Source organism: Kribbella sp. NBC_01510, assembly GCF_045040325.1.
Lineage (GTDB): Bacteria > Actinomycetota > Actinomycetes > Propionibacteriales > Kribbellaceae > Kribbella.
In genome coordinates this window covers 997,906-1,010,826 of the sequence record NZ_CP109418.1, presented here as the reverse complement: position 1 = coordinate 1,010,826, position 12,921 = coordinate 997,906, and the positions used below count along the sequence as shown (strand labels likewise).

Genomic DNA, 12,921 nt, shown 5'->3' with positions numbered 1-12,921 from the left:
GGGGCACCGTTCGTGACGTGCTCGTCACGCCGTTGCGATCATCCCTTGACGGCACCGGTCAGCACGCCCTTGGCGAAGTGCCGCTGCAGGAACGGGTAGACGAGCAGGATCGGCACGATCGAGACGACCAGGATCGCCATCTGGATCGACGCCTGCGGTGGCAGCCGCTCGGTGCCGAGCTCCGCGCTGCCCAGCTGGGCGTCGTTGATCACGTAGGTGCGCAGCACCAGCTGCAACGGCCACAGTTTGGAGTCGTTGAGGTACAGCAGCGCGGAGAAGAACGCGTTCCAGTAGGCCACCGCGTAGAACAGCCCGATCACCGAGAGCACGGCCTTGGACAGCGGCAGCACGATGTAGGTGAACGTCTTCAGCTCACCCGCGCCGTCGATCCGGGCGCTCTCGGTGATCTCGTTCGGCAGGTTCATGAAGAACGCCCGCAGTACGACGACGTTGAACGCGCTCACCATCGTTGGCACGATCAGCGCCCAGATGCTGTCCAGCAACCCGACGCCCTTGACGGTCAGGTACAGCGGGATGATGCCGGGGGAGAACAGCATGCTGAACAGGATGACCAGCAGGATCGGCCGCCCGGCGACGAACCCAGGCCGGGACAACGCGTAGGCGAGCAGGCACGACACGGTCAGGCTGAGCAATGTGCCGACCACGGTGACGAAGATGCTGACGAACAGCGCCTGCGTCACCACCCCGCCGGAGAACAATGACTCGTAGGCGGCGAAGTTGACCGACTTCGGGAACAGCACCAGCCCGCCGGACTCGTTGATCTGCTTGTTCGGCGCCACGCTGGTCGAGATCACCCCGACGAACGGGATGATCACCACCGCGCAGAACACCAGCAGGACCAGTCCCTTGAAGACCCGCATCGGCCAGGAGGGCATCGGCACGCCCTGGACGATCTTCCGGCGAGGCGCGACTCTGCGGGCCACGATCGTCTGCGTCATCGGTTGTACACCCCTTGCTCCCCGAAGATGTGGGCGACCTTGTTCGCGGTGAGCACGAGGATGACCCCGACGATGCCCTTCACCAGGCCGACCGCGGCCGCCACGCCCCAGGCGCCACCGAGCACGCCGTTGTTGTAGACGTAGGTGTCGAGGACCTCACTGACGTCCCGGCCGACCGCCGGCTGCTGCAGGATGATCTGCTCGAAGCCGACGGTCAGCGAGTCGCCGAGCCGCAGGATGAACAGCAGGATGATGATCCCGCGCAGCCCGGGCAGGGTGACGTGCCACAGCTGTTTCATCCGGCTCGCACCGTCCACGCCGGCCGCCTCGTACAGCTGCGAGTCGATCTGGGACAGGGCGGCCAGGAACAGGATCGTCGCCCAGCCGGTGTCCTTCCAGATGATCTGCGACGTCAGCAGGACGTGGAACAGGTCCGAGTTCCCGATGATGTCGAGCGTGGCGAGGTCGTGCGAGCGCAGGTAGTTGTTCAGCAACCCGCTGCCACCGAGCATCTGCTGGAACAGCGCGACCACGATCACCCAGGACATGAAGTGCGGCAGGTAGAGGATGCTCTGCGCGATCCGCTTGATCCGCTCGGAGAACAGCGAGTTCAGCAGCAGGGCCAGCAGGATCGGCGCCGGGAACACGAAGACCGACTGCAGGCTGGTCAGGATCAGCGTGTTCTTCAACGCCCGCAGGAACGCCGGGTCGCCGTTGAAGATCACGCTGAAGTTCGCCCAGCCGGACCAGTCGCTGCCGCCGATGCCCAGGAACGGCTGGTAGTCCTTGAACGCGATCACGTTGCCGAGCAGCGGCACGTAGTGGAACGCGATGATCAGCGCCGTCCCGGGCAGCGCGAACAGCAGCAGCACCCGGTCCCGGAGCAGTCGCCGCCCCAGGCTCAGTCGCTGCCGCGATCGCGTCTTCGAACGTTGGAGCATCTACTTCCCTGCCGTGTCGGCGAGCGCTTGCTCGAGCTCGGTCCGCATCTTGTCGCCGCCCGCGGACTTCCAGGTCTGCACCGCCGCGGTCCAGTCGGACACCGGCTTCTTGCCCTGCGCGATCTGGCCTTCCAGGTCGGTCATCGTCTTCGCGAGCTGCGGCTGCTTCTTCGACTGGGTGTCGGAGTACAGCCCGTACGACGCGTCGTACACGAGCCGTTTCGCGACCTTCTCCTGGATCGCCTGCTGCTTCTGCGGTACGTCCGGCTTGCCGGCCCAGTACAGCGCCAGGGTGCTGTCGCTGATGTACTGCAGGCCGATACCGGTCTCCACCACTCCGACCTTGGTCGGCACCGGATCCGTGCCCTGCAGGGTGTAGTGCCGGCCCGCGACGCCGTACTTGCGGAACAGGTACTCCTCGGTGCCGAAGGGCGCGGCCATCCAGTTCGCGATCTTCAGCAGCGTCTCGGCCGTGTGCTTGCTGTCCTTGCTGAACGAGGTGACGTTGTTCAGCGCCGAGCCCATCCACGGGCTGCCCTCGCCACCGTCGAAGCCGGGCACGTCGAGCATGTTCACCGCGAACGCGTCGCCGGCGGTGTTGTCGGAGTAGTACTGGTTCCACGCCACGAAGCTGTCGTAGTCGAACGCGGCGGTACCGCCGTTGAACCACTGCTTGCGCGCGCTGGCCTTGTCGTTGAACGCGTCCGGGTTGATCACGCCGGCGGCGACCATCTTGCGGGCCGCCTCGAGCGCCTCGAGTTGCGCCTCGTGCTCGTACATCGAGGTGAACTTGCCGCCGTCCTCCTTCCAGACGTTCGGGACGCCGAGCATCTGCCGGATGGTCGACAGCGGCACCCTGGTCCAGGCCCACTTGTTCTGCTTGGCCGCGGTCATCTCCTTGGCCAGGTCGAAGAACTCCTGGAAGTTCTTCGGGGCCGGGTCCTTGATGCCCTTGGCGGCCAGCAGGTCCTCGCGGTACAGGGCCAGCGAGGTCCGCGACATCCCGCGCGGCACCGGGACCCCGTAGATCGCGCCATTGAAGACGCAACCCTTCCAGTACTCGGTCGGGATGTTCGCCAGGAACGGGTACTTGCTGACCGCGTCACCGGACAGGTGCTCGGTCAGATCCATGCACTTGGCCTTCACCAGGCCGGGGATCTGCACGGTGTCGACCGGGATGTTCAGGATGTCGGGCAGGTCGCCGCCGGCGATCCGGGTGGCGAACTTGTCCTTGTACTCGTCGTTCGAGGCCATGCTGATCTGCAGTTCGGAGCCGAGCCGCTGGTTCACGGCCTGCCAGAACGGGTTCTTGTCCGCGGCCGGCGGGATCGCGCCCGGGATGTTGGTCAGGAACGTGATCGGCTTGCCGTCGCCGGGGACGTCGGTGATCACCTTGGCGGGGTTGGCCGGGTATTTGAGGAAGCCGTCCAGCACCACGTCGGTGCCGGGCAGGTCGGGCTTGATCTCGCCGTACCTGGTGTACGTCGGCAGTTTCACCGCCGCGTTGGCGGCCGCGGTGTTCTTCTTGTCCGACGCGCACCCCGCCAGCAGCGGCGTACCCGTGACCGCGACAGCGGCGGCGGCCAGGCCGCCGCCGAGGAAAGTTCTTCTGCTGACTGGCATGAGGCCTCACTTCCATCGGAGGGCCACACCATGACATAGTACGTCCTATGTCTTCAAGAGTCGGCGCCGTGGAAATCGCTGCGGCCGTGGTCTTCGACCCGGCGGGCAGCGGCTATCACACGTTCCGCATCCCGTCCGTGCTGGCGCGAGGTGAGCAGGTGCTCGCCTTCTGCGAGGGACGGCTGCACGGGTCCGGCGACGCGGGTGAGATCGAGGTCGTCCTCCGGCGCTCGCTCGACGGCGGGCAGACCTGGTTGCCGCTGCAGGTGGTGTCGGCCGTGCCCGGCCAGACCTGTGGGAATCCGGTGCCGGTGATCGACCCCGCGAGCGGCGACATCGTGCTGGTCACGGTGCAGAACGGCGCCGACGCGGTCGAGATGTCGCTTGCCCGCGGCACCGATCCGGAGACCGGGCGGCGAGTGTTCGTCCAGCGGTCCTCCGACGACGGCGCGTCGTGGAGCCCGACGGTGGAGATCACCGCGCAGGTGAAGCCGTCCGACTGGGGTTGGTACGCGACCGGGCCCTGTCACGGGATCGCGCTCACGAGTGGTCGGCTCGTCGTACCGGCGAACCACTCGTTCGTGCCGCCGGAGCCGGTCGACGACCTGATCCGGCTGAACGGCGGGCACTGCATCGTCAGCGACGACGGCGGGATCACCTGGTCGGTCGGCTTCGTCGATCGCAACGACGGCGCGGAGATCAACGCGAACGAGACCACCGTCGCCGAGTTGCCCGACGGACGGCTGTACTTCAACGCCCGCAACCACCAGGGGACCGGGCCGGCGCGCGTGCACGCATGGTCCTCGGACGGCGGTCTCACGCTCGATGCGCCGTACGCCGGGATCCCGGAGATCACCGCGCCGGGGATCCAGGGGAGTGTGCTCACCCTGCCCGACGGCCGCCTGCTGCTGTCGACGCCGGTCAACCCGTCGAGCCGCCGGGAGCTGACCGTGTTCGTCAGCGACGACTCCGGTCAGTCCTGGCGGGCCGCGGTGGTCGTGCATCCGGGCATGGCCGGTTACTCCGATCTCGTCGTGCGGCCCGACGGCTCGGTCGGCATCTTCTACGAGGCCGGTGAGACCTCCTCGTTCGCGACCCTCCGCTTCGCCACATTCGCCCTTTGACGTTGGGAGACCCCTTGACCGACTCCGCCCAGTTGACCGGCGTGGTGCCGCCACTCGTCACCCCGCTCACCCCCGAGTACGACGTCGACACCGCATCGCTGGCCCGGTTGATCCAGTACCAGCTGACCGGGGGCGTGGACGGGGTGTTCGTGCTCGGCACGTCCGGCGAAGGCACGTTCCTGACCGACGAGCAGCGGCAGGTCGTGCTGGAGACGGCCGTGGCGGAGGTATCGGGGCAGGTGCCGGTGCTGGCAGGTGTCATCGACACGTCGACCTCTCGCGTCAGTGCGCACGTGTCTGCTGCGTTGAAGGCCGGTGTGGACGGTCTGGTCGCGACGGCGCCGTTCTATGCCGCCACCCATCCGGCGGAGATCGAGCGGCACTTCACGCGGCTCGCCTCATCGACTGGGGATACGCCTCTCTATGCGTATGACATCCCGTCGCGAGTCGGGACGAAGCTGCCGGCGTCGTTGATGATCTCGCTCGGGCAGCAGGGCGTCATCGCCGGCGTGAAGGATTCGAGTGGTCAGGAGACGAGCCTGCGGCAGTTGGTGCTCTCGCGACGGGAGGTCGGGTTGGACGGCTTCGCGGTCATGACCGGGTCGGAGGTCACCGTCGACTCCGCGCTGGCCTTTGGTGTCGATGGCGTCGTACCTGGGCTGGGGAACGTGGATCCGGCCGGCTACGTGCGGTTGTTCGATGCGTCGGTCGCCGGTGATGCGGCCGCGGCGCGGGCCGAGCAGGATCGGTTGTTCCGGCTGTTCGAGATCATCGACGTGGCGGATCGTTCGCGGATGGGCGCGAGTTCGGCGGCGCTCGGTGCGTTCAAGGCGGGGTTGTATCTGCTGGGCGTGATCGACTGCCCGGTGACGGCGTACCCGTGCATCCCCTTGAACGAGCAGGAGATCGCCGGGATCCGGCCCTTACTGGACCGCGCCGGATTACACTGAGCGGTCCTAGTCTCAAGGAGGACCGGGTGACAACGGGTGGGCTCGGCCGGGCGCGTGGTGCGGCGGGAAATCAGTCCTTCATTCGCGACCAGATGAAGTCGTACATCCTTGAGCGCGGGCTGAAGGCGGGTGATCCGCTGCCCAACGAGCAGGAGCTGATGGCTCAGCTCGGCGTCGGACGGCACCCGTTGCGCGAGGCGATGAAGGCGCTGCAGGCGGTCGGGATCATCGAGATCCGGCACGGGTACGGGACGTACGTCGGCGAGGTGTCACTGCAGTCGCTGGAGGACGGGCTCGCGTTCCGGATGTCGCAGTCGATGGCCGGCGACCTCCGCGACGTGCAGAACGTCCTCGAGGTCCGCCAGGCCATCGAGGTCGGCATGGCCGAGGACGTGGTGGAGTTCTTCAGCCGGCACGGGGACGACACCCTGGAGCCGATCGTCGAACGCATGGAAGCCAAGGCAGCCGACGGGAAGTACTTCCCCGACGAGGACTGGGCCTTCCACCAGGCGCTCTACGAGCCGCTCGGCAACGCCCTCGTCATCGATCTGCTCAGCGTCTTCTGGCGAACCTTCTCGCAGGTCGACGCCCGCCTCCCCGGCGCCCGCTACACCCCCGCCGACGCGGCCGCGTGGCACCGGGATCTCCTGAACACCCTGCGGACAGGAGATCCCGAGGCCTTCGCCCGCTCCATGAAGAAACACTTCAACGGCATCCACACCCGCCTAGGCGAATAGGCGCGTGCAGCTCGACAGGACGTATACGTCCACTGAAGTGGCAACGGCCGGTGAGCTGAGCGTGCAGTGCACCCTCGGACCCGGACACGTCCTGTCGAGCCGACCCTTGTGGATAAACCAACTCACGAGTCGACCGACTTCGGGCACCATCCTTGGATGGAATCGGTCGGCGAGGTCCTCGCGCGCCATGGTGGGTGGGCGACCCGCTCCGAGCTGATCCGCGCGACTTCCCGCCACGCCGTCGTGGCTGCGGTCGAGCGAGGTGAGGTGCAGCGGGTCGCGCTCGGCATCTACGCGCTGCCGGGCCTCCCGGCCGGCAAGGTGGCCGTACTCGCGTACGACGGAGTCCTTTCGCATGTGAGTGCTGCAGAGGCGCTGGGGCTTCCGCTACTGCTGACACCGGAGAAGCCGCACATCACGATCCCGCCCAAGCGCCGCCCGCGTCCGGGACCACCCGCTGTTCTGCATTGGGCCGACACCACCTCCGGCGAGCGCCGGGACCGGACCACCTCACTGCTTCGGACCGTCGTCGATTGCTCCCGCATCCTGCCGTTCGCCGAGGCTCTGGCCGTTGCGGACGCAGCCCTCGCCACCGGCCGGCTCAGCCAGGACGAACTCCTGGCCGCCAGTGCCGCGATGCGTGGTCCCGGCTGCCCGAACGCTCGCAGAACAGCTGCAGCCGCGACTCGCCGCTCCGGCAGCTTCCTCGAGTCCATCCTCCGGGCCCTTCTCATCAGCGCGGGCATCGATGGCTTCGAACCACAGGTCTTAGTGACCCACGGTTGGTTTCGGGCTCGTGTTGATCTGGGGCACCGGCAAGCCCGGTTGGCGCTCGAGGCGGACGGATTCGAATTCCACGGATCCCGCCGGGACTTCGCCGCCGACTGTCAGCGCTATGACGACCTGGTTGCTGCTGGGTGGCTGGTACTCCGATTCACTTACGAGCAGGTGATCGGTGACCCGGCCTGGGTCGTGGCGACCGTCCGTGCCGCGTTGGCGTCGCGTCTCGCCGGCTGACAAAGTGCACCTCGATAGGAGGTGTTCCTGGAGCGTCGGCTGGTAGCGCAGTCGCTGAGCGTGGCGATCACCTGCTGAGCCCGACACCTCCTGTCGAGATTGCACATCGGGTCAGGCGAAGAGGTTCTCTGCATCCACGATCGTGTAGGCGTAGCCCTGCTCGGCCAGGAAGCGCTGGCGGTGGGCGGCGAACTCGGCGTCGACGGTGTCGCGGGCGACGATCGAGTAGAACCGTGCGGTGCGGCCGTCGCCCTTGGGGCGAAGGACCCGGCCCAGGCGCTGCGCTTCTTCCTGGCGGGAGCCAAAGGTGCCAGAGACCTGGATGGCCACCGACGCCTCCGGCAGGTCGATGGAGAAGTTGGCGACCTTCGACACCACCAGCCGCTTGATCTCGCCGGTGCGGAACGCCTGGAACAGCCGCTGCCGCTCCTTCACCGTGGTCTCGCCCTTGATCACCGGGCACTCCAGCCGTTCGCCGAGCTCGTCCAGCTGGTCGATGTACTGACCGATCACCAGCAGCGGCTCGTCCGCGTGGTGCTCGGCGATCTGCTGTACCAGCCGGGACTTCGCCGGGGTCGACGCGGCCAGCCGGTAGCGGTCCTCGGGCTCCGCGGTCGCGTACACGAACCGCTCGCTCTGCTCCAGGTCCACCCGCACCTCGATACAGTCGGCCGGAGCGATCCAGCCCTGGGCCTCGATGTCCTTCCACGGCGCGTCGTACCGCTTCGGGCCGATCAGCGAGAACACGTCACCCTCGCGGCCGTCCTCCCGGACCAGCGTCGCGGTCAGGCCGATCCGGCGCCGGGTCTGCAGGTCCGCGGTCATCCGGAAGATCGGCGCCGGCAGCAGGTGCACCTCGTCGTACACGATCAGGCCCCAGTCCCGCGCGTCGAACAGCTCCAGGTGGGAGTAGACGCCCTTCCGGCGCGTGGTCATCACCTGGTACGTCGCGATCGTCACCGGCCGGATCTCCTTGCGGGCACCGGAGTACTCGCCGATCTCTTCCTCGGTCAGGCTGGTGCGCTTGAGCAGCTCGTCCTTCCACTGCCGCGCGGACACCGTGTTCGTCACCAGGATCAGCGTGGTCGCGGACGCCTGCGCCATCGCGGCCGCGCCGACGATCGTCTTGCCGGCCCCACAGGGCAGTACGACGACTCCGGAGCCGCCGTGCCAGAACGAGTCCACCGCCTGCTGCTGGTACGGGCGCATGTCCCAGCCGTCCCGGACGAGCTCGATCGCGTGCGTCTCGCCGTCCACGTACCCGGCGAGGTCCTCCGCGGGCCAGCCGAGCTTCAGCAGCGTCTGCTTGAGGTGACCACGCTCCGACGGGTGCACCAGCACGGTGTCGTCGTCGATCCGCGCCCCGAGCATCGGCTTCACCTTGGCGCTCCGCAGCACCTCCTCGAGCACCGGCCGGTCGGTCGTCACCAGAACCAGACCGTGCTGCGGGTGCTTCTCGAGCCGCAGTCGCCCGTACCGGTCCAGCGTCTCCGCGATGTCGACGAGCAGCGAGTGCGGCACCGGGTAGCGGCTGTAACGCAGCAGGACATCAATCACCTGCTCGGCGTCATGCCCCGCCGCCCGAGCGTTCCACAACCCCAGCGGCGTCAACCGATAGGTGTGCACATGCTCCGGCGCCCGCTCCAACTCAGCAAACGGCGCAATAGCCTTCCGGCACTCGTTCGCCTCCGCATGCGCAGTCTCCAGCAAAAGCGTCTTGTCCGACTGCACAATCAGTGGACCGTCTGTCACTACCGCTCCCTATCGTCGCCCCGACCTTCCATTGTGCCTCAGGCGGTCAAAGGACAGGCCGGGCAGTGGAGATGCGGTGGAGGGCGTAGGTGCGAGGCTGGTCGGTGGCGTCTTCGTAGGCGGTGAGCCAGCCGTCGGCTACTCGGACCGGCTCGACGATGCGTTCGGAGGCGGTGCCGTTGTGGTCGACGTACGAGATCCAGGTGCGGGTGTGGGACTCGGCGGCGTTGGTCAGGACCGCGATGGTCTCGGCGGGGGCGGTGGGGTCGAGCAGGCCGTCGTCGGCGGGGCGCTCGGCGGCGATGCGGTCGCCGGCGCGGACCTTCTCGATCACGGCCTTCACCTGGTCGTCGGTGAGGTCGACCGGGTTGTCCACGAAGTCCCGGCTGGTACGACGCCGTGGCGCCTCACCACGCCGCGCCGTCCCACCGGTCACATGGACCACGCCGTCGAACGTCTCCGCCAGCGGCGCGAGACCCGCCTCACGCAACCGGCTCAGCACCATGTCCGGCGGCGACGGCGACACGACCACAGTCGGCGCCAGCCGGCGGAAACGAATACCCGGCAGGTTCGAGTTCACCAGCTGGGTCAGCACAGTCTCGTCATCACAGCGCAGGTATGTCGACGCCGTACCGATCCGGAGTACGCCGTGCCGCCGTGCAACGTCATCGATCAGGTAAGTCAGCGGCTGCGGGACCGGAGTCCGAGAGTGCTCGGCCAACCACTTGTGCAACTGATCAGCGGTCCGGCCGAGGTCGAAGGCACGCCGTACTGAGCCCTCACTGAAGCGATAGACCGCCGCGCCACCGTGCGACTCGACATCGGCCATCGCAGACAGCTCTTCCTGCACAACCCGCACCAGGGGACCGGGCGCAACAGCAGTCAGGTCAGCCTGCAACAGCACCTCGGACACCGGCTCCGGCACCAGCGGGTTGATCGCCTCGGCCAGATCGTCCACCGTCGGCTCCGGCTGCAGCAGGGGTCGCGCGTGCTCCGCCAACGCGCCCAGACCAGTCAGCCCGAGCAGTGCGGCCTCAGTGACGCTCCACTCGACCAGATCGTCGCGAAACTGCCCGCCACGCCGCGGCCGATGCCACGCGACCCAAGTCACCACAGACTCTGTGGACGGCGCCGTACCCGGACCAGCCTCGGCCAACGCCTGCAACGTCAGCACCCGGACCTCCGGCGCTAGCAACCGCTCCAGATCCGGGGCGAGCGCGTTGATCAGCCGCTCACGTGCAGCGGCCGTAGCACCACCACTGTCGCGTCTGCCGATCAGTCCGATCGCCCTGAGCCCACCGAACCACGCAAACACCAGCTGAGCCCACCGATGCGCCAGGTCAAGCTCCAGCCAGTCGTCGTACACGCTGGTAGGCAGCCACATCTCAGTGGTGCCGACTTCCACGGCCGCTAGCAGCCCACCGGCGTACGCGATCTCCAGCACGGCTGCGGTCGTCTGCTCCTCCGCGCCGATCTTGCCGGCCAGACTGCGGAGGTCACGCACGCCAATTCCACCCGTACGCAGCACTGGCGGCGGCTCGGACCCAAGCTGCTCCAGCGCACGATCAACGAGCCGCACCAGGTCAAGCGCTGCCCCAGCCGCGGCCCGGTCGGCGATCGCCGCAGACACCTTCTTCCCGTCCAACGGCGGCGGTGTCGGCCGCGTCGACGCCAGCACCCGCCCGCCCCGCAGGTGCAGACCGATCTGCCGCGGCAGCACCACAGTGTTCGCGTCCTTGGGTACGACGAGACCACGCGCGAGCAACCGCTCGACCGGCGTACGCGCCGAGGCGATCGTCACCGGACGCTCGGCCTTCTCCACCGAACCGGTCGGCGGACCCCACGTCAGCTTGTCGAGCACCGCACGCGCGTCCGGGCCGGCCTCTTCGATCAACTTGTCCAGATCGCCGAAATGCCTGGTCGTGACAGGACCGAGCCCAGCCGGTGTCGGCCCGAGCAGCTCGTGGACCGCGCGGATCGGCCGCAGGTCGTCCTCGGTGCCCCACACGAGCGCCAGATCCAGCAGTTCGGCCACCCGCGGCCGGACTACCTCGACAGGCTGATCCACACCGGTCGCCAGCGCGGCCAGCTGCACCGGCTCAGGCAGGGCCGACAAAGACTCGAGCAGATCCACCCCGAACTCGTCCAGCCGGTTGATCGCCCGCGCCGCGGACGCGTTGGTGGTCGCCCGGGCTGCCAGCTGACCGGTATCCGCGGGGATCGGCATCGCCAGATCGGGGCGCTTCTGGAGCAGTTGGCCGAGCGCGGCGTCGTCCCACCCACGCAGCGCCTCGGCGAGGGTACGTGGGCGGTTCCGCTCGGATGTGCTCATCCCTCCAACGGTACGGCCCCATCCCCAAACACCACTAACCGTTCCCCCAGATCACTCAGGATCCGAGCGATCGTCTCCTCCAAGGTGCTCTCCACCCCGATCACCACCTCGCCGACGCCGTCCAGCACGTCGTGGGCCTGGTACCAGCTCCGCATCAGGTCAACGCTCACCGTGTGCGCCAGCGGCCGGGTCACATGCCGTAGGACGGTCTCCTCGAAGGGCAGGTCGAAGTAGTAGTGCCGGGTCAGCCCCTGATGGTCCACGGTCAGCTTGCGCAGCATGTCGCCGTACCGGCCGGCGTCCATGATGCCCTCGAGGATCACGTCGTACCCGTGGTCGAGGGCGTAGCGGACGTTCGCGTCGATCAGGCCGATGTTGACCGCGCCCGGGAGGTCCTTCTCCCACAGCAGGACGCGGCGGATCTGGTCCTGCTCGACCCATGCAGTGCCGCGGCCGAGGCGCTCGCGCAGGACTCGTGCGGTGGTGGACTTGCCGGAGCCTGAGTTGCCGCGCAGTACGACGAGACGGGAGGACGGACTGCCTGTCACTCGGCTGCGCTGGCGCTGCCGATCCGGCGGAAGCCGACGCGTTCGTAGACGGCGGCGACCGCGTCGGACTCCGCCGACAGCAGGACGAGATCGACCCCGTTCGCGAAGGCGTGCTCGACCAGCACGGAGGTGAGGGCCGCGGCCAGGCCGCGGCGGCGCATGGACGGCAGAGTCCCGACGCCGACGATCTCGGTGGTGGGCCCGACCGGCTGGTGCGCCCCACTGGCGACCATGCCTTCGTCGGTGAACGCACCCGCGTTCACCGTCACGCCCCTGAGCGCCCGGTCCCGCAGGCCCGCGATCATGTCGTCCGCCACCTCGGCCGCGTGGGCGTCGCGCTCCACCGGTCCGGCCGCGCCCACCGACGTACCGGGGTCGCTGAAGGCGAGTCCCGCGACCGCCCGGGCCTGCCGCAGTACGGCGTCCTCGGCGGGCAGGATCTCGCAGCGTGCATCCACCGTCACCGGGCGGAAGTCGTCGCGCTCGAGCACCAGCAGCGGGTGCTCGACCACGGTCAGCCCGGCCGCGGCCGCCGCCGGACCCAGCGACGGGCAGGTCTCGACGACCCACTCGAAGCTCAGCGGGATGCCCAGCTCCGCACAGCGGGCCTGGACCAGCTCGACATCGGCCGGCTCGATGGTGGTTCCCGAGCCCGGCACCGGCCGCGCGTAGTACGGCCAGATCGTCGTACTGCGGAACAGTGTGAACGGCCCGACCTGCTCGGCCACCGAGCCGGACAGCGGGACCGCATGAAGGTAGTCGTCGACTCTGCTGATCATCGCGACGCAGTGAACCACCCCAGCGGGGTCCACGCCAGGGAATATCCGGCTCTCGTGTCGTTTCCGCGCCAGAGCCGCCACCGCGGCGGGGCGGGGTGTGGCGGACTTGCAGGCCATCACAATCAGCGACATGCCGCGACCGCCCGCGGAAGGTCTTCG

Annotated in this window: 11 protein-coding genes; 4 read left to right on the top strand and 7 right to left on the bottom strand. The window is 68.1% G+C overall.

The window, feature by feature from the left end; translation table 11 throughout:
* Window positions 1–38 precede the first annotated feature (38 nt).
* The 3 genes from OG558_RS04935 to OG558_RS04925 are packed head-to-tail and all read right to left on the bottom strand — an operon-like array spanning window position 39 to window position 3,523.
* Window positions 39–959: a carbohydrate ABC transporter permease gene (locus OG558_RS04935; protein ID WP_405069155.1), complete on the bottom strand. Its 921-nt coding sequence runs from the start codon at window positions 957–959 to the stop codon at window positions 39–41.
* On the bottom strand, window positions 956–1,900 hold the full coding sequence (locus OG558_RS04930) for an ABC transporter permease subunit (RefSeq protein ID WP_329481954.1): 945 nt from the start codon (window positions 1,898–1,900) through the stop codon (window positions 956–958). Before OG558_RS04930 ends, OG558_RS04935 begins: the two co-directional genes overlap by 4 nt.
* A complete protein-coding gene (locus tag OG558_RS04925; RefSeq protein WP_329481953.1) occupies window positions 1,901–3,523 on the bottom strand; it encodes an ABC transporter substrate-binding protein in 1,623 nt (540 codons plus the stop codon).
* A 68-nt stretch (window positions 3,524–3,591) separates the two neighbouring features.
* Between OG558_RS04925 and OG558_RS04920 the strand changes: the two genes are divergently transcribed.
* The 4 genes from OG558_RS04920 (at window position 3,592) to OG558_RS04905 (ending at window position 7,351) form a co-directional block, all read left to right on the top strand.
* Window positions 3,592–4,647, top strand: a complete 1,056-nt coding sequence (locus tag OG558_RS04920) for an exo-alpha-sialidase (protein WP_405069154.1) — start codon at window positions 3,592–3,594, stop codon at window positions 4,645–4,647.
* Window positions 4,648–4,661: 14 nt separating this feature from the next.
* The gene (locus tag OG558_RS04915) at window positions 4,662–5,597 is read left to right on the top strand and encodes a dihydrodipicolinate synthase family protein (RefSeq protein WP_405069153.1); all 936 of its coding nucleotides are present in this window, start codon (window positions 4,662–4,664) and stop codon (window positions 5,595–5,597) included.
* A gap of 26 nt (window positions 5,598–5,623) precedes the next feature.
* Complete coding sequence (locus OG558_RS04910; protein WP_329481948.1) at window positions 5,624–6,334, top strand: FCD domain-containing protein; 711 nt, start codon at window positions 5,624–5,626, stop codon at window positions 6,332–6,334.
* Window positions 6,335–6,490: 156 nt separating this feature from the next.
* Window positions 6,491–7,351, top strand: coding sequence for a DUF559 domain-containing protein (locus tag OG558_RS04905; RefSeq protein ID WP_405069152.1), 861 nt, complete (start codon window positions 6,491–6,493; stop codon window positions 7,349–7,351).
* A 111-nt stretch (window positions 7,352–7,462) separates the two neighbouring features.
* Here OG558_RS04905 and OG558_RS04900 read toward each other — a convergent pair whose 3' ends face one another.
* The 4 genes from OG558_RS04900 to OG558_RS04885 are packed head-to-tail and all read right to left on the bottom strand — an operon-like array spanning window position 7,463 to window position 12,762.
* Window positions 7,463–9,103: a DNA repair helicase XPB gene (locus OG558_RS04900; RefSeq protein ID WP_329481946.1), complete on the bottom strand. Its 1,641-nt coding sequence runs from the start codon at window positions 9,101–9,103 to the stop codon at window positions 7,463–7,465.
* A gap of 46 nt (window positions 9,104–9,149) precedes the next feature.
* Window positions 9,150–11,435 (bottom strand): helicase-associated domain-containing protein, encoded by a 2,286-nt coding sequence (locus tag OG558_RS04895; protein WP_405069151.1) that lies wholly within the window; start codon window positions 11,433–11,435, stop codon window positions 9,150–9,152.
* The gene (locus tag OG558_RS04890) at window positions 11,432–11,983 is read right to left on the bottom strand and encodes a kinase (protein ID WP_405069150.1); all 552 of its coding nucleotides are present in this window, start codon (window positions 11,981–11,983) and stop codon (window positions 11,432–11,434) included. Before OG558_RS04890 ends, OG558_RS04895 begins: the two co-directional genes overlap by 4 nt.
* Window positions 11,980–12,762 carry a GNAT family N-acetyltransferase gene (locus OG558_RS04885; RefSeq protein ID WP_405069149.1) on the bottom strand — a complete coding sequence of 261 codons (783 nt, stop codon included), beginning with the start codon at window positions 12,760–12,762 and terminating at the stop codon, window positions 11,980–11,982. The genes OG558_RS04890 and OG558_RS04885 overlap by 4 nt, the downstream gene beginning before the upstream one ends.
* Window positions 12,763–12,921 lie beyond the last annotated feature (159 nt).